The sequence below is a fragment of the Mycobacterium sp. NGS27 genome, assembly GCF_059813005.1.
The window spans coordinates 106,229-130,625 of the sequence record NZ_JCALDT010000012.1 but is presented as its reverse complement, the minus strand read 5'-3'; the positions used below and the strand labels follow the sequence as shown (position 1 = coordinate 130,625).

10 protein-coding genes, 1 pseudogene and 1 riboswitch are annotated in these 24,397 nt (G+C 65.5%); of the genes and pseudogenes, 9 read left to right on the top strand and 2 right to left on the bottom strand.

Annotated features, from left to right (window positions below):
* The 9 genes and pseudogenes from AC5Y30_RS24565 to AC5Y30_RS24525 all read left to right on the top strand — a co-directional run.
* Window positions 1-7,333, top strand: a 7,333-nt coding sequence (locus AC5Y30_RS24565) for an amino acid adenylation domain-containing protein (protein WP_499921732.1), incomplete at its 5' end; no start/stop codon positions are given.
* Between the two features lie 828 nt (window positions 7,334-8,161).
* Window positions 8,162-12,670, top strand: a pseudogene (locus AC5Y30_RS24560) (amino acid adenylation domain-containing protein); the annotation flags it as partial.
* Between the two features lie 327 nt (window positions 12,671-12,997).
* The gene (locus AC5Y30_RS24555; RefSeq protein ID WP_499921747.1) at window positions 12,998-14,389 is read left to right on the top strand and encodes an MFS transporter; all 1,392 of its coding nucleotides are present in this window, start codon (window positions 12,998-13,000) and stop codon (window positions 14,387-14,389) included.
* 115 nt (window positions 14,390-14,504) lie between these two features.
* Window positions 14,505-16,229: an AMP-binding protein gene (locus AC5Y30_RS24550; protein WP_499921730.1), complete on the top strand. Its 1,725-nt coding sequence runs from the start codon at window positions 14,505-14,507 to the stop codon at window positions 16,227-16,229.
* A gap of 50 nt (window positions 16,230-16,279) precedes the next feature.
* Window positions 16,280-16,861 (top strand): carboxymuconolactone decarboxylase family protein, encoded by a 582-nt coding sequence (locus AC5Y30_RS24545; RefSeq protein WP_499921728.1) that lies wholly within the window; start codon window positions 16,280-16,282, stop codon window positions 16,859-16,861.
* 32 nt (window positions 16,862-16,893) lie between these two features.
* A complete protein-coding gene (locus AC5Y30_RS24540) occupies window positions 16,894-18,018 on the top strand; it encodes an NAD(P)H-dependent flavin oxidoreductase (protein WP_499921727.1) in 1,125 nt (374 codons plus the stop codon).
* 136 nt (window positions 18,019-18,154) lie between these two features.
* Window positions 18,155-18,339, top strand: a riboswitch (M-box (ykoK) riboswitch).
* Between the two features lie 286 nt (window positions 18,340-18,625).
* The gene (locus tag AC5Y30_RS24535; RefSeq protein WP_499921726.1) at window positions 18,626-18,871 is read left to right on the top strand and encodes an Rv1535 family protein; all 246 of its coding nucleotides are present in this window, start codon (window positions 18,626-18,628) and stop codon (window positions 18,869-18,871) included.
* 282 nt (window positions 18,872-19,153) lie between these two features.
* Complete coding sequence (gene ileS / locus AC5Y30_RS24530; protein WP_499921725.1) at window positions 19,154-22,285, top strand: isoleucine--tRNA ligase; 3,132 nt, start codon at window positions 19,154-19,156, stop codon at window positions 22,283-22,285.
* Window positions 22,286-22,378: 93 nt separating this feature from the next.
* Window positions 22,379-23,239, top strand: coding sequence for a PDDEXK-like endonuclease domain-containing protein (locus AC5Y30_RS24525; protein WP_499921723.1), 861 nt, complete (start codon window positions 22,379-22,381; stop codon window positions 23,237-23,239).
* Between the two features lie 69 nt (window positions 23,240-23,308).
* Here AC5Y30_RS24525 and AC5Y30_RS24520 read toward each other — a convergent pair whose 3' ends face one another.
* Entirely contained in the window at window positions 23,309-23,824 is a 516-nt protein-coding gene (locus tag AC5Y30_RS24520; protein WP_499921721.1) for a hypothetical protein, read from the bottom strand.
* Complete coding sequence (locus AC5Y30_RS24515) at window positions 23,824-24,387, bottom strand: class I SAM-dependent methyltransferase (protein ID WP_499921719.1); 564 nt, start codon at window positions 24,385-24,387, stop codon at window positions 23,824-23,826. Before AC5Y30_RS24515 ends, AC5Y30_RS24520 begins: the two co-directional genes overlap by 1 nt.
* Window positions 24,388-24,397 lie beyond the last annotated feature (10 nt).

The window sequence follows — 24,397 nt, the reverse complement described above, 5'->3', positions numbered from 1 at the left end:
ACAGCCGGCGGCGCGGATGGACTTCATGCTCGGCGATGCGGCTCCGGTCGTCGCCGTCACCACCGCCGATCTCGCCGAGCGTCTGGAGAGCTACAACCTCTCCGTCATCGATGTCAACGATCCCAGCATCGGCACCCAACCGGCCACCGGACTGCCCGGGCCGGCAGAGGACGACATCGCTTACCTCATTTACACCTCGGGCACTACCGGTGTCCCCAAGGGCGTGGCCGTCAGTCACCGCAACGTCACCCGGCTGCTGGAGACGTTGGACGCCGACCTCGAACTTTCGGGGCAGGTGTGGTCGCAGTGTCATTCGTTGGCGTTCGACTACTCGGTGTGGGAGATCTGGGGTGCGCTGCTGTACGGCGGCCGGCTGGTGGTTGTGCCCGAGTCGGTGGTCCGCTCACCGGAAGACCTGCTCAGCGTGCTGGTTCGTGAACAAGTCAGTGTGTTGAGTCAGACGCCCTCGGCGTTTTACGCACTGCAGACCGCCGACGCGCTCGCCCCCGAACTCGCAGACCAACTCAAGCTCTCCACCGTCGTATTCGGTGGTGAAGCGCTCGAGCCCCAGCGTCTGGCAACGTGGCTGGACAACCATCCGGGATTGGCCCGGCTGATCAATATGTATGGCATCACCGAGACGACGGTGCACGCCTCGTTCAGGGAGATCGTCAGCAGCGACGTCGAGCGAAACGCCAGCCCGATCGGCGTGCCGCTGGCCCACCTCGGATTCTTTGTGCTGGACAGCTGGTTGCGCCCGGTACCCGCCGGCGTGGTCGGTGACCTGTACGTCGCCGGTGCCGGCCTGGCCTACGGGTATGTGGGTCGGGCGGGGCTAACGGCGTCACGATTTGTGGCCTGCCCGTTCGGCGGAGCGGGAGCGTCCGGAAGTCGTATGTATCGCACCGGGGACGTCGTGTCGTGGGGCGCGGACGGCCAACTGCGATATCTGGGACGTGCTGATGAGCAGGTCAAGATCCGCGGCTACCGCATCGAGCTCGGTGAGGTCCAAGCGGCATTGGCCGCGCTGGACGAGGTGCAGCAGGCGGTGGTGATCGCACGCGAGGACGTCCCTGGCGACAAGCGCCTGGTCGGTTACGTCACCGGGACCGCCGAGCCCGCCGCGCTGCGCACGGCCCTGGCCGAGCGGCTCCCGGCGTACATGGTCCCCGCCGCGATAGTGCCGATCGACGCCTTGCCGCTGACTCCCAATGGCAAGCTGGACACCCGCGCACTGCCCGCACCGGGATACCAGGAGGCCGGTGGCTACCGTGCCCCGACCAATGCCGTCGAGGAGAAGCTGGCCGACATCTACGCGCAGATCCTTCGGCTGGAGCGGGTCGGGGTCGACGACTCCTTCTTCGAACTGGGTGGCGACAGCATTCTGTCGATGCAGGTTGTCGCGCGGGCCCGTGCCGTCGGGGTGGTTTGCCGGCCGCGTGACATCTTCGTGGAACAGACCGTTGCCCGGCTGGCCAGGGTAGCCACCGTGACCGACGGCTCGGAAACCGTGATCGATGAGGGCGTCGGGGAGGTATTGGCCACGCCGATCATGCACTGGCTGCACAGGCTGGATGGTGCGGTTGATCAGTTCAATCAGACCATGGTGGTGCAGGCGCCGGTGGGAGCCGGCGAGGCCGATGTCGTGGTGATGCTGCAGGCATTGCTGGATCGGCATGCCATGCTGCGGGTGCGCGTCGAGGACGACGGTGCAGACGGTTGGTCGCTGCACGTGCCCGAGGCGGGTTCGGTGGCCGCCGGCGGGTGCCTGCAGTCCGTGGGCGTCCTGTCTGAAGAGGCGCTGGTCGAGGCGCGGTCCTCGTTGAACCCGGCCGCTGGGGTGATGCTGAGCGCGGTGTGGGAGGGCTCCACGGGGCGGTTGGTGGTGATCATCCACCACCTTGCCGTCGACGGGGTGTCCTGGCGGATCCTGCTCGAAGACCTCAATATCGCTTGGGCGCAGCATCACTCAGGTCAGCCCGTAGCGTTGCCACCCGGCGGGACGTCGTTTGCCCGGTGGGCGTCGCTGTTGGCCGAGCACGCGCGCCGCCCAGAAATAGTAGAGCAGGCCCGTGCCTGGCGGCAGGTCGCGGAGTCTGCTCCCGCCATGCTGCCAGCGGTACAGCCTGCGATGGACACGATCGCCACCGCAGGGTTGCTGTCGGTGGAGCTGGGCGCCGACACCACCGGCATGCTGCTCGGTCAGGTGCCATCGGCGTTCCACGCCGGGGTGCAAGACATCTTGTTGATCGCGTTCGCGATGGCGGTGGCGGAGTTTCTGGGAACCGGAGCCGCGCCGATCGGCATCGACGTCGAGGGACACGGGCGTCACGACGAACTGGCCCCCGACGTGGACCTGTCGCGGACCGTGGGATGGTTCACGGCGATCTACCCGGTGTCACTTGCCGTGGGCGGGCTGTCGTGGGAGCAGATCGTGGCCGGCGAGGCTGAGCTGGGAGCGGTGATCAAGAACGCCAAAGAACAACTCCGCGCCCTGCCCGACCCGCTCAGCTACGGTCTGCTGCGCTACCTGAACGCCGACGCTGACCTCGGCGAGTTCGATCCACCGATCGGTTTCAACTATCTGGGCCGATTGGGTGGCCCGGCGACCCAGCTATCGGACGAACTGTGGCGGGTCAGCGAGGACGGCTTGTCGTTGACCGTCGCTGCCGCGGCGGTGCCCATGTCGTTGGCGCACACGCTGGAGCTGAACGCCAGCACCGTGGATACGGATTCCGGCCCGCACCTGCATGCCAATTGGACGTGGGCGCCCTCAGCGCTCGACGAAGCGCAGGTCAGAAGGCTTAGCCAGTTGTGGTTCGACGCCCTGACCGGTATCTGCGCCCATGTGCAGAGCGGCGGAGGCGGGTTGACTCCTTCTGATATCGCGCCTGCCAGGCTCAGCCAGCGACAGATCGACGAGCTCGAGACGCAATACTCGATTGCCGACGTGTTACCACTCACGCCATTGCAGGAGGGCATGCTATTTCACGCCAGCTTCGCGCAAAGCCCCGGCGATCTGAGTGAGTTGTATGCGGTGCAGCTGGATATCACCGTGAGCGGTCCACTCCACCAGCAGCGCTTGCGCGACGCGGTGCAGACGGTTATCAACCGGCATCCGAACCTGGCGGCCCGATTCAGCGAAGAGTTCGACGAACCGGTCCAGATCATCCCGGCTGATCCCGTGGTGCCTTGGCGTTATGTTGACCTCAGCGCAGCAGAAGACGAGGTAGATGAGCAGGTGCGGCAGGTGTGCGTCGCGGAGCGCGCGGCCGCCTGTGACCTGGACCAGTCGCCAGTTCGGGTGGCGTTGATCCGGATCGCGGAAGACCGGCACCGATTTGTGCTGAGCAATCACCACATCGTGCTTGATGGCTGGTCAATGCCAGTTCTGTTGGGGGAGATCTTCGCCAGTTACCACGGTCAGCGGCTGCCCGCGGCGGTCCCATATCGCAGGTTCGTCAGTTGGCTGGTGGATCGCGATCGCGATGCCGCCTTCACGACCTGGCGCGACGTGCTCGATGGCTTCAACACGCCGACGCTGGTCGCCGGGCCAAGCCGGCCCGGGGTCGGACGGCGGAGCGTCGCATCGTTCCGGGTGCCGGAAGTAACGACACGGGCGCTCGTCGAATTGGCGCGCTCGCACCACACCACAGTCAACATCGTGCTGCAAGGCGCCTGGGCGCAGGTGCTGACTTCGCTCACTGGCCAGCACGACGTGGCGTTCGGCGTCCCGGTGTCGGGCCGGCCAGCCGAACTGCCCGGCGCAGACTCGATGGTGGGCTTGCTGATCAATACGGTGCCGGTCCGGGCGAACATCACGCCCGCCACTACCACCGCCGAATTGCTGAGCCAGCTGCAAAACGTCCACAACCAGACCCTTGAGCACCAGCACTTGGCGTTGAGCGAGATCCATCGCGCGGCTGGCCATGACCAGTTATTCGACACCCTCCTCGTGTTCGAGAATTACCCAGTCGATACGGCCGCATTGTCGGGTGTCGGTGAGCTGGCCATCACTGAATTCGCTGCGCGCGAATACAACCACTACCCCCTTGCGGTGCAGGCGGTTCCGGGTAGTGAACTGAACCTCCGCGTCGAATTCGACACCGAGCTGTTTGATGCGGAAAGCATCGACGCGTTGATGGAGCGGCTAGAGCGCGTGATGCTGGAGATGGCAGCTGATCCAGGGCGCCGGTTGTCGTCGATGAATCTGCTCGATACGGCCGAGCGTGACAGGCTGGATCACCTTGGCAACCGAGCGGTGTTGACCCAGCCGGCTATGCCAGATGTGTCCATCCCCGCATTGTTTGCCGAGCAGGTGGCGCGCGCCCCGGAGGCCGTGGCATTGGTCTGCGGACAACGGTCGTGGTCCTACCGCGAGCTAGACGAGGCAGCTAACCAGTTGGCGCACCTGCTGGCTGCGCAGGGTGCGGGTCCAGGGCAGTGTGTTGCATTGCTGTTCTCCCGGTCGGCCGAGGCGATCGTGTCAATACTGGCTGTGCTCAAGACTGGCGCGGCGTATCTGCCGATCGACCCCGCGCACCCGCGGTCCCGGGTGGAGTTCATGCTTGCCGATGCCGCGCCGATCGCGGCGGTCACAACCGCTGAGTTGGCTGACCGGCTGGACGAGATCGACCTGACGGTGATCGATGTCAACGCTCCGGTGGACGCCAGACCCGCCTCCGCTTTGCCCGCGCCGGCGGCTGATGATCTTGCCTACATCATCTTCACTTCGGGTACCACCGGTGTGCCCAAGGGCGTGGCCATCACCCATCGCAATGTCACCCAGTTGGCCAACTCACTCGACGGCACAGGTTTGCCGTCGGGGCCCGAACGTGTGTGGTCGCAGTGGCACTCCTATAGCTTCGACATCTCGGGCTGGGAGATCTTCGGCGCTCTCCTCCGAGGTGGACGGCTGGTGGTTGTGCCCGAGTCGGTCGCCAGCTCACCGGACGACTTCCGCGCCCTACTGCTCGCCCAGCGCGTCAATGTCCTCAGCCAAACCCCCTCGGCGGTCGGGGCACTGTCACCAGAGGGCCTGGAGTCGGTGGCTTTGCTGGTGGGTGGGGAGGCCTGCCCGCCAGAGGTGATGGATCGGTGGGCGCCCGGACGGGTGATGATCAATGAATACGGCCCGACCGAGACGACGATGTGGGTCACGATCAATGCCTCGCTGAAACCCGGGTCGGGCGCGGTGCCGATCGGATCGCCACTGCCGACGGCGGCATTGTTCGTCCTTGACGGGTGGTTGCGGCCGGTGCCCGCCGGAGTGGTCGGCGAATTGTATGTGGCCGGTCCGCAGGTCGGCGCCGGGTATTGGCGCCGAGGCGGTTTGACCGCGTCGCGCTTCGTCGCTTGTCCCTTCGGCACATCCGGGACGCGCATGTATCGCACTGGGGATCTGGTGCGGTGGGGCTCCGACGGACAGCTGCAGTACCTCGGGCGCGTCGATGAGCAGGTCAAGATCCGTGGGCACCGCATCGAGCTGGGCGAGGTGCAGGCATCCCTTGCCGGTCTGGACGGGGTGGAGCAGGCGGTGGTGATCGCTCGCGAGGACCGCCCGGGCGACAAACGCCTGGTTGGTTACATCACCGGCGCAGCGGACCCGGTGGCGGTGCGGAACGCTCTGGTCGATGTGCTGCCGGCGTATATGGTGCCGTCGGCCGTAGTGTCGGTGGGCGCTCTGCCCTTGACGGTCAACGGCAAACTGGACAAACGTGCCCTGCCAGCACCCGAATACCAAGATGCCGGCGATTATCAGGCGCCAGCCAACGCGACGGAAGAGACCCTGGCAGGCATCTACGCCCAGGTGCTAGGCCTCGACCGCGTAGGGGTCGAAGAGTCATTCTTCGATCTGGGCGGGGATTCGCTGTTGGCGATGCGGGTGGTCGCCGCAATTAACAAGTCTTTAGACGTGCGCCTGGCGGTACCGACCTTGTTCAACGCGCCGTCTGTTCGAAGCTTGAGCCAGCAGCTGGCCAGACAAACCTTCTCGGACAGCTTTGTGTCCGTGCACGGCCGCGATGTTGCGGAAGTGCACGCTCGTGACCTCACGCTGGATAAATTCCTCGATGTCGGGACGCTGAACGGAGCCCCCACGCTCCCTGGCCCAAGCGCCGAGGTGCGGACAATCCTGTTAACCGGGGCGACCGGCTTCCTGGGGCGCTACCTGGCTCTTGAATGTTTGAAGCAGTTAGAGCAAGTGGACGGCACGCTGATTTGCCTGGTGCGAGCTAAGTCCAATGAGGATGCGTGGCGGCGTCTTGAGAGCGTCTTCGACTCTGGCGACCCCGACCTACTTGCCTATTTCCGTGAGTTGGCAGCCGATCATTTAGAGGTCATCGCGGGTGATAAGGGCGAAGCCGACCTCGGTTTGGACCAGCAGACCTGGCAGCGGCTCGCGGCCACAGTCGATTTGATCATTGATTCAGCGGCCCTTGTCAACGGTCTGCTGCCGTACAGCGAGCTGTTCGGCCCCAACGTGGAGGGCACCGCCGAGCTGATCCGCATCGCGCTCACCACGAAGATGAAGCCCTACAGCTACGTGTCGACTGTCAACGTAGGAGATCAGATCGATGCGTCGGCGTTCACTGAGGACGGCGACATCAGGGTCATCAGCCCCACCCGCGCGATCGACGACAGCTACGGCAACGGCTATGGCAACAGCAAGTGGGCGGGCGAGGTGCTGTTGCGCGAGGCAAACGATTTGTGTGGGCTGCCGGTCGCGGTGTTCCGCAGCGGAAGGATCATGGTCGACACCTCTTACCAGGGTCAGATCAACGTGCCGGACCTGTTCACCCGGATGGTACTGAGCGTCGTCGCTACTGGCATCGCACCCCATTCCGTGTACGAGCTCGACAGTAACGGGAACCGCCAGCGTGCTCACTACGACGGGCTGCCCGTGGGATTTGTGGCCGAAGCGGTCGCCACGCTCGGCGCCCAAACGGTCAGCGGGTTCCAGACCTACCATGTGATGAATCCGCACGACGACGGGATCGGATTCGACCAGTACGTCGACTGGCTGATCGAGGCGGGATACCCGATCCGGCGCATCGATGACTTTGCGGACTGGGTCGAGCAGTTCGAGGCCGCATTGGTTGCCCTGCCGGATCGACAGCGCCAGCACTCAATACTGGATGTGTTGCGTGCGGTGTTGCGCAATGCCGCCGAGGTGCGGCCCTTCGAACCCGAGCGCACGTCCGTTGCACCGGCCGACCGATTCCGTGCTGCGGTGCAAGAAGCCAAGATCGGCCCCGACAACGACATTCCGCACATCTCGGCGCCGATCATCATCAGGTACGTCACCGACTTGCAGGGGCTCGGCCTGCTCTAGCCGTTGAGTGCGCTGTGGCGGCCTTGAGTGCTGTAGGGCTCCAGCGAGGGCGCAGGCCCGCGGGTGTCGGTGTGATGAGTGCGTCTGCCGGCTGGTCATCGACCAGGTCGTGCACCTAGTCATTGGCGATGCGGCCCGAGATCGGTTGTCGGCAACTTTTCCGGCAACAATAGCCACTTACGCCAGCAAAGCGTCTTTCCAACTCGGCACTGGGGCCATGCCGCCAGCCCAGCAATTGACGATTGCGCATATAAATTCCGCCTAGCCGCCCATCTCAGCGCCATAGCGGGTGCCGCCACTGGTTCGAGCCGGAGCCGCTCTCGAAACCGTCCGGCGAGCGACGCTCGCGCGTGCGCGAGTTTGCCGATTTCCGTGATAACGAAGGTCGTCATACATCGGCGCGCCGAGCTGCGTTGCCTGATGCATCCGCCGGTCCCACGAGTTCCGACCGAATTATCCCTGTACCTGGCCCCTTGGACCGCATGGCTTGGCGGGCCAGTGATAGCCGCCAGCGTAGCGGTTGCGTTTCGCACCCCTGACCTGCCGTGCGGTGAATGACTGTGGTCTCGCACACATTAGCTGAAAACCGCGTCCGGCTTGGTGACCTTCATTATGCTGACAGCAGTCATACCGACCGCAGGTATTGAACACAAGTATAACCAAACCAGCAGTTTGCGGCAGAACTTCGTTCGACAATCACCTGTTGCGTGAGCACTGGCAACCGGCGACGTAGACGAAGGAATCGAAAGCCGCTGACGCAGAGGCAAATATTTGCGGACCGGTATTGCCGGGTTGCTGACGAGTAAAGGGTGCGCTTTGGGAGAGCATGTGAGACTGGACGACCGACCACTTCCACTGACGCGCGGCCAGCTGGATATATGGCTCGCGGAGGAGACGGGCAGCTTCGCGGCGAGGTGGCAGCTGGGCGTGTATATGCGAATCGCGGGCTCGCTCGACGTCGATTTGTTCGAGACCGCGGTACAGCAGGCGGTTGGTGAGGCCGAACCACTAAGAGCTGCTTTTTTCGAGGTTGATGGTCAGATCGTCCAAAGGGTGATCGACGATCCCGACGTCGAGCTCGCCCGTTATGACCTCACACGCTCGCAGGATCCCGAGCGGGAAGCTTATCGACTGGCGACATCTATTCAACGCACAGTGATGCCGCTCAGCGGGCCGCTATTCAAATTTGCGGTGTTTCAGACTGGCGTGAATGAATTCTACTGGTTCGCGTGCTGCCACCATATTGTGGTCGACGGCATTAGTCTCGCTCTTGTTTGCCATCGGGTCGCGACCATCTACAACGCAATTACCTCCGGAACGTCGATTCCGCCGACCTTTTTTGGATCGCTGTCTGATCTGATCGACTGTGAGCTGGAATATGAATCTTCCAGCGATTATCTTGATGACCAGGAGTATTGGACCCGGATTCTCCAATCGGCAAGCGAGTCGCAATATCGGTCGGTGGAAGCAGTAACAGGTCCCAACGAGAACGAGTCCGCGGCACCGGTGCAATTAGACCCTTCGGCGGTTGCTGGAATTGACGAGTTGGCCAGGAAGTTCGGGATGCGTCGGTCGTCGGTGATTACTGCAGCGTGTGCGCTGCTGGTCGGCGGGTGCGATATCGAGAATTCGGAGATCGTGTTCGATTTCCCGGTGAGCAGGCGGGTGCGGCCGGAGTCCAAGCTGGTGCCGGGAATGATCTCTGGGGCGGTGCCGCTGGTGTTGAAGGCGTCACCGGGGTCGACGGTGGCCGGCTTTTGTGAACACGTCGACAGGCGGATTCGAGAAGCGTTGCAGCATCAGCGGTTCCCGGTGCACGCGTTGGAGAATGCGGGGCATTTCCGGGGTCCCGGGCAGGCGTCGAATCGGGTGGCCGTCAACTTCATCCCCACCACGCACCTTTCGGACCTCAATGGCTCTGCGGTGACGGCGACGTTGACTCATGACGGGTTGGGGGATCAGTTCCGGCTGGTCTTTTTCCGGGACGAGGATCAGCTGTTTTTGTCCACGCCGGGTGCGGGGCAGTTGCTGCCCGATTGCGATCTCGGGGAGTTGGCCACGCGGCTAGAACGGGTGTTGGTGGCGATGGCTGCCGATCCGGTGCGGCGGTTGTCGTCGATGGGTCTGCTTGATGGGGCCGAGCAGGCGCGGCTCGATGAGTTGGGTAATCGGTCGGTGTTGGCCGCGGCGGTGGGGTCCTCGGCGTCGGTTCCGGAGTTGTTCGCCGCTCAGGTGGCTCGCGCTCCCGAGGCGGTGGCGCTGGTGTGTGGGCAGCGCCGGTGGACTTATCGCGAGCTTGATGAGGCCGCCAACCGGTTGGGGCATCATCTGGCCGGTCGGGGTGTGGGGCCTGGGCAGTGTGTGGCGTTGTTGTTTGCCCGTTCGGCTGAGGCGATTGTGTCGATCTTGGCGGTGTTGAAGACCGGGGCGGCGTATTTGCCGATGGATCCGGCGTTGCCGACGGCGCGGTTGGAGTTCATGCTTGCCGATGCCGCGCCGATTGTGGCGGTCACGACCCAGGATTTGGTGGAGCGCCTCGATGGCTGTGATCTGCCGGTCATCGATGTCGGTGCCGCCGAGATCCAGGCGTGTGCGTGCACGGGGCTGCCGGCGCCTGCGCCCGACAACATCGCCTACATCATCTACACCTCGGGCACCACCGGCATCCCCAAAGGCGTAGCCATCGCCCATACCGGCATCGCCGACCTTGTCGCTACTCACGTCGAACGTCTGGGCATTACGCCCGCCAGCAGGATCCTGCAGTTTGCGCCGTTGTCGTTCGACACGTCCGTCGGGAATCTGTGGTACGCGCTGCTGTCTGGAGCGGCCGCGGTGATCCCAGTCGAGGACCAAGCGCTTCCCGGCATGGAGCTAGTTGAATTGATGAGTCAGCAGCAGGTGTCCCACGCCGTATTCACGCCCACGGCGCTGGCAGCCCTCCCGCCCGATCAACTGGGCGGGATGACGCTGGTGGTGGCGGGTGAGGCGTGCACAAAGGAACTGGTGGACCGGTACGGTCCTGTCGCCACCCTGATCAACGAGTACGGGCCGACGGAAACGACTGTTGACGTCACCATGTCCAGCCCTCTCGGTTCGGATTCCGCGGGTCCGCCCATCGGTTATCCGGTGTCCAGCGCAGCATTGTTTGTTCTGGATGGATGGTTGCGGCCGGTGCCCGTCGGTGTGATCGGCGAATTGTATGTGGCGGGCCGAGGCGTCGGATGCGGGTACGTGCGCCGGCCCGAGTTGACGGCGTCGCGGTTCGTGGCGTGCCCGTTCGGCGGGGTTGGCGCCCGGATGTATCGCACGGGGGACTTGGTGTCTTGGGGTGCCGATGGCCAGTTGCGTTACCACGGGCGTGCCGATGAGCAGGTCAAGATTCGCGGATATCGGATTGAGCCGGGCGAAGTGGGTGCGGCACTGGCCGCGCTGGACGGGGTGGAGCAGGCTGTAGCGATTGCCCGCGAGGACCGTCCGGGCGATAAGCGTCTGGTGGGTTATGTGACCGGGGCCGTGGATCCGGTTGCCGCGCGGGCGAGCCTGGTGGATCGGCTCCCGGCGTATATGGTGCCGGCCGCGGTGGTGGTGCTGGACGTGCTGCCGTTGACGGTCAACGGGAAATTGGACACTCGTGCGCTGCCCGCACCGGAATATCAGGACGTCGATGGTTATCGCGCGCCGGGCTCCGCGGTCGAAGAGACCTTGGCCGCCATTTACGCGCAGGTGCTCGGCCTTGAGCGCGTAGGAGTTGACGAGTCGTTCTTCGAGCTTGGCGGGGACAGCATTTTGTCCATGCAAGTGGTGGCGCGGGCGCGACTGGCCGGGGTGATGTGCCGGCCGCGCGACGTGTTCGTCGAGCAGACGGTGGCCCGGTTGGCGGGGGTCGCGCGAGTGGTCGACGGTGAGGGCGCTGTGGCCGATGACGGTCTGGGCCCCGTGGCGGCCACCCCGATCATGCGCTGGCTGCAAGGCGTGGGCGGCGGGGTCGAGCAGTTCAACCAGACGATGGTGATTCAGGCGCCCGCACGGGTCTGCGAGACGGATGTGGTGGCGGTTCTGCAGGCGTTGCTGGATCGGCATGCGATGTTGCGGCTCCGCGTGGATGACGATGGGGCCGGGGGCTGGTCGCTGCAGGTGCCCGAGGCGGGGGCCGTCGATGCCGGCGGCTGCCTGCAATCGGTGGACGTGATGTCCGAGGAAGCGCTGGTCAAGGCGCGGTCGCGGTTGAACCTGGGTGCCGGCGTGATGCTCAGCGCCGTATGGGTGGGCTCGACGGGGCAGTTGGCGTTGGTCATTCACCATTTGGCCGTCGACGGGGTGTCCTGGCGGATATTGCTCGAGGACATCAACATCGCCTGGGCACAACGCCAGAGCGGCCAGCCGATGGCGTTGCCGGCGGGTGGGACGTCGTTTGCGCGGTGGTCGTCGCTGCTGGCCGGGTATGCCGGGGACGCGGCGGTTGTCAAGGAGGCCGAGAGATGGCGGGAAGTGGCCGCGACGCCCTCGGTGTTGCCGGCGGTGCAGCCGGCGGTAGACACGTTTGCCACGGCAGGGCGCCTGTCGGCCGATTTGGATCCCGAGACCACGCGGATGCTGCTCAGCGAGGCGCCCGCGGCCTTTCATGCCGGGGTTAATGAGATTCTGCTGATCGCGTTCGGGATGGCGTTGGCGGAGTTTCTAGGCACCGGCGGGTCGCCGATCGGCATCGACGTGGAGGGCCACGGGCGTCAGGAAGAGTTGGGCCTCGACATCGACCTGTCACGCACAGTGGGCTGGTTTACCACTCAATATCCGGTGTCGTTGGCGGTTGGTCGGCTGAGCTGGGCACAGGTGCGATCGGGTGACGCCGCGCTGGGGGCGCTGATCAAACGCGCCAAAGAACAGCTGCGGGACCTTCCGGACGGTGTGACCTATGGGCTGCTGCGGTATTCGAACAGCGACGTTGACCTCGATGGGTTTGATGCCGCAATCGGATTCAACTACCTGGGGCGGTTCGGCGAGCCGAGCGCGCAAACCTCGGGTGATCTGTGGCAGATCAGCCCCGAGAGTTTGTCGTTGACCGCGGCGGCCGCAGCGGTCCCGATGCCGCTGATGCACACCCTAGAGCTCAATGCGGCCACCATGGACACCGAGACGGGCCCGAGCTTGCATGCCAACTGGACGTGGGCGCCCTCGGCCCTCAATCATGCGCAGGTAGCCCGGCTCGGCCAATTGTGGTTCGACGCCCTCGCCGGCATCTGCGCACACGTGCGCCGTGGTGGGGGCGGGCTGACTCCCTCCGACATCGCGCTTACCGGACTCAGCCAGCAGCAGATAGACGAGCTTCAGCGCCAATATGCGGATTGCTGACGGCCCTGCCGCGCGGGGGTGAACGCCTCGAGACAGAAAACGACTCGCCGCCGAGCCCGCCAAAATGGGTTCAGCCCAGCGATTTACGGAACGTGGCCTGCGCGTTGCACGTTTGCTGTACCGTAGCCCGCTATGGCGGGGGGTTCCCATCGGCCCAGAGCCGGCACGATCTCGCTGGACGACATCACTCGCAGGATCAGCGGCCCCGACGTCACTCGCAATGGCCATGCCGTCGCCCAGACAGCTTCTGCGCGCGAAGAACTGCCACGGGGCCGGTTCATCGCCGCGATCGTCGCTCTCGGCAGCGCGGAGTTGATGGCGTCGATAGAGCTGACGATCGGAATAGTGGCGCTTCCCAAGATCCAGAATGAGCTGAACCTGTCGAGCGCCGGGCGAAACTGGGTTGTGTTCGCCACCCTGTTGGCCTGCAACGGATTGATATTGGTCGGCGGTCGCCTCGGCGACACCATCGGCCGCAAGCGCGCCTTCGTCATTGGCACCGTGCTCTCCACCGTCGCATCGGTGATGTCCGCGATCGCGTGGGACGAAGGCAGCCTCGTCGTGGCGCGGATGTTGAAAGGCGTCGCGATCGCGATACTCGCACCGACGTGCTTGGCCCTCGTCGCGACGACCTTTCCTAAGGGCCGTTTACGCAATGGCGCCATGGCGGTGTTCACCGCGATGGGCAGCGTCGGCTCCGTGCTCGGCCTGGTGGTGGGCGGGATCATCACCGAAGTGTCTTGGCGGCTGGCGGTTTTCGTGACCGCGCCGATCGGGCTGCTGGCGCTCTACTTAGCCCACATCGCGCTTCGGGAAACGCAGAAGGAGCGGATGAAGCTCGATGTCGCGGGGGCCGTGCTGGCCACGCTGGGTGTGACGGCGGTGGTCCTCGGCTTCTCGATGCAGTCGGGGAAGGGAGTGCTGTCGGCCGGCACCATCGGCGCGGGCGCGGTGGCGCTGGCGGCCTTCACCGCTTTCGCCGTTGTCGAGCGCAGGGCGGAGAACCCGGTGCTGCCGTTCAGCTTGTTCGCCGAGCGCAATCGACTGGCCACATTCGCGGCGTTGTTTCTCACCGGCGGGCTGATCATGGCCCTGATGCTCGTCGTCACCGTGTACGTGCAAGACATCATGGGCTACAACACGCTCCAATCCGGCCTCGCCTTCATCCCGTTCGTCGTAGCGGCCGCCGTCGGGCTCGGCGCGGCCTCGCGGCTGGTGGTGTCGCTCCCGCCGCGGGTGCTCGTGCTCGGCGGCAGCATCCTGATGTTCGGCGGCGCTCTGTACGCGTCGAATCTCCACCGTGGAGTCCCATATTTTCCTAACCTGGCGTTCCCGATCGTCGTCGCCGGTGTCGGCGTCGCCCTGATCGTGGTGCCGCTTTCGCTGTCGGTGATCGCCAGCGTCGGCCCCGATCGCATCGGGCCCACCTCGGCCATCGCGGTGGTGCTGCAGGGTCTGGGCGGGCCGGTGGTGCTTTCCGTCATCCAGGCCGCCATCACCTCCCACACACTGTCGCTGGGCGGCATCAGCGGTCCGGCGAAATCCATGAACGCCGCCCAGCTCCACGCGCTCGACCGCGGCTATACCTATGGTTTGCTGTGGCTCGCCGGGGCGGTCGTCCTGCTCGCGGCGGTGGCGCTGTTCATCGGCTACAGCGCGCAAGACGTGGCGCGGGCGCAGGAAGCCAAAATGGCCGCTGACCTGTAGCCGCCGTCGCGCCTCGCTTACCCTGCGAACGCGGCCGGGCGCCGGGTGAACCACTGTCCACCCAATTTGCCCTTTTCCGAACATCCGCTGCGACGGCCCCGGTAATCTCAGGCACGTGTTTGAGACGTCCATCCCGGATGTGCTGCGTGAACGTGCAAGTTTGCAGCCCAATGACCCAGCGTTCACGTTCATGGATTACGAGCAGGATTGGGCCGGAGTCCCCGAAACCCTGACCTGGTCTCAGCTGTATCGCCGGACTTCAAACGTCGCACACGAACTCGGCCGCAGCGCATCCAGCGGTGACCGCGCGGTGATTTTGGCACCACAGGGGCTGGAGTACATCGTCGCATTTCTCGGCGCATTGCAGGCGGGGCTTATCGCCGTGCCGCTTTCGGCGCCCACCGGCGGCGTCCACGACGAGCGTGTGGACGCGGTCCTGCAGGACACCTCGCCCTCGGTCATCCTCACGACGTCGGCGGTTGTCGGCAATGTCGCCGAGTACGTCGAGGCGCGCAACGGCGGTGGTTCCAGTGCGTCGGTCATCGAGATCGACGCCCTGGACCTGGACTCAAGAGCAGCGTCCGACGGCGGCAGCGGCAGGTCCGATATCGCATACCTGCAATACACGTCCGGATCGACGCGCCGGCCCGCCGGCGTCATGATCTCGTACGAAAACGTGCTGGCCAATTTCCAACAGTGGGTACAGGCCTACTTCGCCGATTCCGGCATGGACATGACTGTGGTGTCGTGGCTGCCCTTCTACCACGACATGGGCCTGATGGCGGGAATCTGTAAGCCGGTGATCGGCGGAGTACACGCCGTTCTCATGAGCCCGGTGGCTTTCCTGGAGCGCCCCGCGCGATGGATGCAGCTGATGGCGACCCACAGGCGCGCCGTCACGGCGGGACCGAACTTTGCCTACGAGCTGGCGGTGCGCAAAACCACGGATGAGGACATGGCCGGGCTCGATCTCGGCGACGTCGTGGCGTTCATCAGTGGTAGCGAACGGATACATGCGGCGACCCTGCGGCGTTTCACCGAGCGGTTCGCCAAGTTCAATCTCGACCACACGGTGCTTCGCCCGTCGTATGGCCTGGCCGAGGCGGTTTTGTACGTGGCGACCAGCGCCTCGGGTCAACCCCCACGGATCGTCCGCTTCGATTCCGATGCGTTGTCCGCCGGGCGTGCGGAACCTTGTGCCAGCGGGGGTGCTCCGCTGGTCGGCTACGAGCTGCCGCCCTCGCCGATGGTGCGGATCGTCGATCCCGAGACCACCATCGAGTGTCCGGACGGGACGACCGGCGAGATCTGGGTGCACGGCCACAATGTCGCGTCGGGGTATTGGGGCAAAACCGAGGAGACGCAACAAACCTTCCGCGCGAAACTCGTCGATCCGTCGACGGGCACACCCGAGGGGCCTTGGCTTCGGACCGGCGATTTGGGTTTCGTTTCGGGTGGCGAGTTGTTCGTGATGGGGCGCATCAAGGATCTTTTGATCGTCTACGGGCGCAACCACTCTCCCGATGACATCGAGGCGACGATCCAAGAGATCACGCGGGGCCGGTGTGTGGCGATCGCGGTTCCCGACAAGGAGACCGAAAAGCTGGTCGCGATAATCGAATTCAAGAAGAACGGCGACTCCGCAGAGGTCGCGGCGGAGAAGCTTGTCGCCGTCAAACGCAAAGTCGCCTCGGCGATATCCAACTCACATGGGTTGGGCGTGGCGGACCTGGTTGTGGTGGCTCCCGGCTCGATTCCGATCACCACCAGCGGCAAGGTCAGGCGAGCGGCCTGCGTCGAGCAGTACCGGCAGAATCAGTTCGCCCGCTTGGACGCCTAGGCACTGGGGCGTCGGCGGAATTTGCGCCGGGCGCGTGGGATGCTCAGAGCATGACAACAGCCCGTGTACCGGGACTGCCGCCCGGTGAGGCCCAAGCCGCCGCCGACGAAGCCGCAGTGCCCAACTACATGGCCGAACTCAGCATCTTTCAGGTGCTTCTCAACCATCCGCCGCTGGCGCGCGCCATCAACGATCTGCTCGCCACCATGCTGTGGCACGGCGCGCTCGACCCCCGGTTGCGCGAGTTGGTCATCATGCGAATCGGCTGGCTCACCGCGTGCGACTACGAATGGACGCAGCACTGGCGGGTTGCGTCGAGGCTGGGCGTGGCCGCCGACGATCTGCTCGGAGTGCGCGACTGGCAAGGTCACGCCGGCTTCGGTCCCACCGAGCGCGCTGTGCTGGCCGCGACCGACGACGTGGTGATCCACGGTGCGGTGAGCGCCGACAGCTGGGCGGCCTGCGAACGTGAATTAAACGGCGACACAACGGTTCTCATCGAGCTCGTCACCGCCATCGGCGCGTGGCGGATGGTCTCGTCGATCCTGCACAGTCTGCAGGTCCCGCTTGAAGAGGGCGTGTCCAGCTGGCCCCCGGACGGCCGAGGGCCAACGCAGGCCGTAATCGATTGACATATCAATTCGTATCTCCTTAGCGTCGGGCAATGAGAACCAGAGTCGCCGAGCTGCTCGGAGTCGAATTCCCGATCTGCGCCTTCAGCCACTGCCGTGACGTGGTGGCGGCGGTGACCAATGCCGGCGGCTTCGGGGTCCTCGGCGCCACCGCGCACAGTCCCCGGCGCCTGGAGAGCGAGCTGGCCTGGATCGAGGAGCAGACCGGGGGCAAGCCCTACGGAGTCGACCTGCTGCTTCCGCCCAAATACGTTGGCGCCGAGCAAGGCGGCATCGACACCTCACAGGCCCGCACTCTGCTGCCCGACGAGCATCGCGCGTTCGTCGAGGACCTCCTGGCCCGCTACGGCGTCACGGCGTCCGCCGAGGAATCGCCCGGCTCAAGGGGCGGCCTGAGCATCTCGCCCAAGATGTACGAGCCGCTGCTCGACGTGGCGTTCTCCAGCAACATCCGGCTGATCGCCAGCGCACTCGGGCCGCCCCCGGCGGACGTCGTCCGCCGGGCACATGACCACGACGTGCTGGTGGCCGCGCTGGCCGGCACCACCCGGCACGCGCAACGGCACGCCGCGGCGGGTGTCGACCTGATCGTCGCCCAAGGCACCGAGGCGGGCGGTCATACCGGCGAGGTGGCGACGATGGTCCTGGTGCCCGAGGTCGTCGATGCCGTGGCGCCGGTGCCCGTCCTCGCCGCCGGTGGAATCGCCCGCGGTCGCCAGATCGCGGCGGCGCTCGCCCTGGGCGCCGAGGGCGTGTGGTGCGGCTCGGTGTGGCTGACCACCGAAGAAGCCGAGACGGTGCCCGTGGTCAAGGAGAAATTCCTGGCCGCCAGTTCTTCGGACACGGTGCGATCGCGCTCGATGACGGGCAAACCGGCACGGATGCTGCGCACGGCCTGGACCGACGAGTGGGAGCGGCCGGAAAATCCGGATCCGCTGGGCATGCCCCTACAGACCGCGCTGATCACCGAGCCCCAGATGCGCATCAACCAGGCCGCCGCGCACCAGGGCGCCAAGGCGCGTGAGCTGGCCACCTACTTCGTCGGCCAGGTGGTGGGGTCGCTCGACCGGATCCGCCCGACGCGCTCTGTGGTGCTCGACATGGTCGACGAGTTCATCGACACCATCGGCCGGCTCGACGGCCTGGTCGAGAAGTGATCCCGGGGCGTTTGTCCAGGTCAGGGTCGCAAACCTGACCGGATGCTGTGCGCTCGCCGCAGGAATCCGTACAGAATCCCCGACACGCCATCCAGGGATTTGACCGCGACATACCCGTCGTGCATGATCGGTCCGGTAAGCACCTCGTTAGGTGAGGCGTCTACACGAATACAGGCCACTGACCCCGAACGTCGAAAGACGCCCCGGGTCAGGACAGCTCCTCCCGGCTTAAGGGTTGAGCCCAGGTGGCTTCCGGCTCGGATGGTTTTCCAGGCCAGGACACGTCGTGTGGTGCCGAAGCTCTGACGAGAGGGGTGCGGTTCTCCGACGGTCGTCGGGTTCTGCTCCTTTGCTGCGCATAGATCGCATGCGAACCGCGTGTGCGTCGTGACCGCGAGGAGGTGAGGGACAGATGCGTTCTAGCGACAGTCCGGATCGAAGTCCGAACTGTGTTTCGTCCCGATCCGGTCTCCGGCGCGACCTTCTCGGCTGAGTCGTCGCAACGCTAAGTGGTTATCGGCCAAGCGTTCTCGAGATCGGAACCGACACGGGGCGGGACACGTCAGTCCAAACAGTCCGCGTTGGATCTCCCCTCTAGGAGGCGAAAATGACCGCAGCTTTCTACGACGAAGTAACGACCGTAGCGCCCGTCCGCACGCTGACCGTGGTGCGCGACACCGACACCTTCCCGGCGGCCGCTCCGGCTCCCGAGGTGCGCCGCCGGGCGGACAACCCGCAGTTTGCCGCTAGTGGCGACCTGCTGGTGGACGGCGCCGCTCGGCTGCTGAGCGTGCCGCTGCGTCACGTGTACGCCGCGCTGTGGCGGGTTGGCGTCCTCGAGGTCCGGGCCTGACTTTCCTTGCCGCGAGACTGCAACTGCCGACGACTTCACTCGGCGTTCGCGTGGGCAGTTGCCGTCTCGCGGTAAAATCAACTGGCGTCGATCCGGCCATCACCGGGGAGCCTTCGGAAGAACAGCCGTCGGCGGCTCAGTAGAACCGAACGGGTAGGCCCGTCACAGCCGTCATCGAGTGGCCACGCGAAAGCGCGGCAAGCGGGGTGGTACCGCGGCGCTCGCGCAGCCAGCGCGTCGTCGTCCCCGGTTTGCACCGTGGCACAGGAGACAACGCGCATCGTGACCGACAAGGCCGACGTCAACACCTACCCGAAGCCAGGAGCGCCCGACTTTCCCGCGCTTGAGCTCGAGGTGCTGGACTACTGGGCCCGCGACGACACCTTCCGGGCCAGCATCGCGCGGCGCGATGGCGCACCGGAATACGTGTTCTACGACGGGCCGCCGTTCGCGAACGGCCGGCCGCATTACGGGCACCTGCTCACCGGCTACGTCAAGGACATCGTCCCGCGCTACCGCACGATGCGCGGGTACAAGGTGGAGCGCCGCTTCGGCTGGGACACCCACGGCCTGCCGGCCGAACTCGAAGTCGAGCGCCAACTGGGCATCACCGACAAATCGCAGATCGACGACATGGGCATCGCCGCGTTCAACGACGCCTGCCGCGCCTCGGTGCTGCGCTACACCGACGAGTGGCAGGCCTACGTCACCCGCCAGGCGCGCTGGGTCGACTTCGACAACGACTACAAGACGCTCGATCTGCCCTACATGGAGTCGGTGATCTGGGCGTTCAAACAGCTGTGGGACAAGGGGCTGGCCTACGAGGGCTACCGGGTGCTGCCGTACTGCTGGCGCGACGAAACGCCGCTGTCCAACCACGAATTGCGGATGGACGACGACGTCTACCAGAGCCGCCAGGACCCGGCCCTCACGGTCGGATTCAAGGTGGTCGGCGGACCGCTGAACGGGGCCCACCTGCTGGTGTGGACGACGACGCCGTGGACCCTGCCCTCCAACCTCGCGGTCGCCGTCAACCCCGACGTGACCTATGTCGAGGTGCGCTCTGGGGAGCGGCGTTTCGTGCTGGCCGAAGCGCGGCTGGCCGCCTACGCGAAGGAGCTGGGCTTCGAAAAAGGAGATGCACCCGAGATCCTGGCCACTTATCTCGGCGCCGACCTGCTCGGCACCCGCTACCTGCCGCCCTTCCCGTATTTCATGGATGCGGCCAACGCATTTCAGGTGCTGGCCGGCGACTTCGTGACGACCGAGGACGGCACCGGCATCGTGCACATGGCGCCCGCCTACGGCGAGGACGACATGGCGACCACCGACAAGGTCGGCATCACCCCGGTCACGCCGGTCGACTCCAAGGGGCGATTCGACGGCACCGTCCCGGATTACCAGGGACAGCACGTGTTTGACGCCAACCCGCACATCATCCGCGACCTGAAGAACGGCAGCGGTCCGGCCGCGGCCAACGGCGCGGTGCTGCTACGCCACGAAACCTACGAGCACCCCTACCCGCACTGCTGGCGCTGCCGCAACCCGCTGATCTATCGGGCGGTGTCGTCCTGGTTCGTCGCGGTCACCCAATTCCGGGACCGGATGGTCGAACTCAACCAACAGATCACGTGGTACCCCGAACACGTCAAGGACGGCCAGTTCGGCAAGTGGCTGCAGGGCGCCCGCGACTGGTCGATCTCGCGAAACCGCTACTGGGGCACCCCGATTCCGGTGTGGAAGTCCGACGACCCGGACTATCCGCGCATCGACGTGTACGGCAGCCTCGACGAACTCGAACGCGACTTCGGGGTGCGGCCCACCAACCTGCACCGGCCCTTCATCGACGAGCTGACCCGGCCCAACCCCGACGACCCGACCGGGGCAAGCACCATGCGCCGCATCCCCGACGTGCTCGACGTGTGGTTCGACTCGGGATCGATGCCGTATGCGCAGGTGCACTACCCGTTCGAGAACGACGAGTGGTTCGACGGTCATTACCCGGGTGACTTCATCGTCGAGTACATCGGCCAGACCCGGGGCTGGTTCTACACGCTGCACGTCCTGGCGACCGCGCTGTTCGACCGCCCCGCCTTCAAAACCTGTGTGGCACATGGCATCGTGCTGGGCTCCGACGGCCAGAAGATGAGCAAGTCGCTGCGGAACTATCCCGATGTCAGCGAGGTGTTCGACCGCGACGGCTCCGACGCCATGCGCTGGTTCCTGATGGCCTCGCCGATTCTGCGCGGCGGCAACCTCATCGTCACCGAGCAGGGCATCCGCGACGGCGTGCGCCAGGTGCTGTTGCCGTTCTGGAACGCCTACAGCTTCCTGGCCCTATACGCGCCCAAAGTCGGTACCTGGCGGACGAATTCAACGCAGGTGCTCGACCGTTACATCCTGGCCAAGCTCGCCGCGCTGCGCGACGACCTGACCCACGAGATGGACACCTGCGATATCTCGCGGGCCTGCGAGCAACTGCGTCAGTTCACCGAGGCGTTGACGAACTGGTATGTGCGACGGTCGCGTTCGCGGTTCTGGGCGGAGGATGTCGATGCCATCGACACTTTGCACACCGTGCTGGAGGTGACCGCGCGGCTGGCCGCGCCGTTGCTTCCCTCGGTGACCGAGATCGTCTGGCGCGGCCTCACCGGCGAGCGGTCGGTGCACTTGACCGATTGGCCGCAAGCCGGCGACGTGCCGGGCGATTCAGACCTGGTCTCCGCGATGGATCAGGTCCGCGAGGTCTGCTCGGCCGCGTCCTCGTTGCGCAAGGCCAAGAAGCTGCGGGTGCGGCTACCACTGCCGAAACTGACCGTGGCGGTGGACAATCCGCAGCGACTGGAGCCATTCGTGGACCTCATCGCCGACGAACTCAACGTCAAGAGCGTGGAGCTGACCGATGCGATCGACACCTACGGCCGCTTCGAGCTCACCGTGAACGCGCGGGTGGCCGGGCCGCGGCTGGGCAAGGACGTGCAGGCGGCCATCAAGGCGGTCAAGGCGGGGGAGGGCGTCGTCAATGCGGACGGCACCCTGACCGCCGGGCCCGCGGTGCTGCAACCCGAGGAATACAGCTCCCGACTGGTCGCCGCCGACCCGGAATTCACCGCGGCCCTGCCCGACGGGGCGGGCCTGGTGGTGCTGGACGGGACGGTGACCCCCGAACTCGAGGCCGAGGGCTGGGCCAAGGACCGGATCCGCGAGCTGCAGGAGCTGCGCAAGTCGTCGGGTCTGGATGTCTCCGACCGGATTTCGGTGGTGATGGCGGTGCCGGACGAGCGCGCCGACTGGGCGCTCACTCACCGCGACCTCATCGCGGGTGAAATCCTGGCCACCAGTTTCGAATTCGGCGATCCGGCCGACGGTGCCGAGATCGGTGATGGCGTGCGGGTGAGCATTTCGAAATCCTGACCGCGAAACTGTATTCCACGTCGCATTTCCCGAGTGGAGCTGTCGGCAGTTGCAGTTTCGTGAGATGTCAGGGGCGTCTGGCACCCTGCTGTCGTGAGCGCAGAACTTTTCGTCGGTACTGAAGCCGTTCGCGCGGGAGCGTACACGGAACGTGAGCTTCGGCGCTCCTGCACCCGCATCTACCGGAACGTGTATCAGCGGCCGGGCAGGGAGCTGACTGCCCGGGATCGTGCGATCGCCGCGTGGCTATGGTCGGGAAAGGAAGCCGTGGTGGCAGGCTGCTCTGCAGCAGCGCTGCTCGGCACTGAGTGGATCGACCCCCACACGCCTGCTGAATTGGTATGTGATCGCACCCGTCCGCCGTCGTTGATCATCACCCGCAACGAAACCTTGAGCGACGGGGAGATTACAGCGGTCAACGGCGTGCCGGTCACCTCGCCAGCCCGTACGGCGTTTGACCTTGGGCGGCGGCCAGGATTGACGGTCGCGGTGATCCGGATCGATGCTCTTGCACGGGCCACGGGAGTTACCGCCAAAGACGTGTATCCGCTGGTGCACTCCCGCCGTGGCGCCCGCGGCATGAAGCAGTTGCGGCGCGTGCTGCCCTTGATCGACGCGGGTGCCGAATCGCCGCAGGAGACGCGGACCAGGCTCGTCCTGATGCGCGGCGGTCTGCCCAGGCCGCAGACCCAAATCGAGGTGCGCAACCTCTGGGGCGCGGTGTTGGCCAGGATCGACATGGGTTGGGAGGAGTGGCTTGTCGGGGTGGAATACGACGGCGCGCAGCATTGGCTGGATCCGCGCATTCGCGCCGACGATATCGATCGCACCGCCGAACTGGAGCGACGGGGATGGCGCTTGGTCCGGGTCAGCGCCGACCTACTACGACATCGGCCGGAGGTCGTCGTGGACCGAGTTCGACGTGCTTTGGCGGCCGCCGGCTGTCCAGTGTGACAGCGAGATTGCAACTGGCAACACGTTTTCCGAGATGACCGGCCGCCACTTACAGTTTCGCGGAAAATTCTAGGGCCGCAGCGCCCGCTGAGCATGCGGCCAGAACGGCATGCCGGCCACCACGGTCGCGCCGGTGGCGATGACTCCGACCGCGACGTCCACGCTCTTGCGACCATCCGATGCCCAGTAGACGTCCTTGAGGTCTAACAGCAGCGCCAGCTCGTCGACGATCATGGCGTTCGCGGCGCCGTACGCCACCGCGGCCGCGGGATGACGCCGTTGCGCTTCCGTGCCGCGCAGGCCGATGCCGGCCACCGTCGCCAGCATGCCGATGCCGATGTTGTAGTGGTGGAAGTGATTGCCGCCCAGGGACATACCGCCACCCGAGGGGCCATGGCCGGCGCGAATCCAGTGGGTGAGGCCGCGCAGGCCGGCGAAGGTGAGGGTGAACGACGCCCAGGCCAGCACCGTCGTTTGTTCCCCGGGCTGCAGCCGCTGGTCCCACTGATGACGCAGCCGCGCCCACCGCGTCGAGGGCGGCGAGCCCCCGGACGGAACGGCCGTGTCGCCGGGCCCGGTGTCCATTATTTGACTGCGCGCCAGCGCAGCCGGCCTCCGCGAACTTCGACCTCGACGCGACCAAACCCCGCCGCGCGCAACCGATCCGGCAGGGTATCCGGTGACACGGTGTTGCAGGTGTCACGAAAATGCAGGATCCGGAACCACAGCGAGGTCACGCTGTCGCTGCCGGCGAACACGCCGCCGGGCCGGAGAACCCGGAACGCCTCGGCGAACAACCGGTCCTGCAGCTCGCGCGTCGGGACGTGATGCAGCATGGTGAACGACACCACCGAGCTGAACTCGTCGGACGGCAATCCCGTCGCGGTGGCATCGCCGTTGATGATGCGCGCCCGGTCGCCGTAGAGCCGCTGCAGGCGCTCGGCCATCGGGGGGTCGATCTCCACCGCGGTGAGCCGCGGCGTCTTGTCCACGAGCACCCGCAGGATCGCGCCGTAACCCGGCCCGATCTCGAGGGTGTTGTCGCCCAAATCCACATCGGCGAGCGCCCACGGCAGCAGATCCTCCTCGACCGCCTTGGCCCAGCGGTTCGAGCTGCAGATCCGGCGGTGCGCGAGGTTCATGGCCATGGCGAAAACG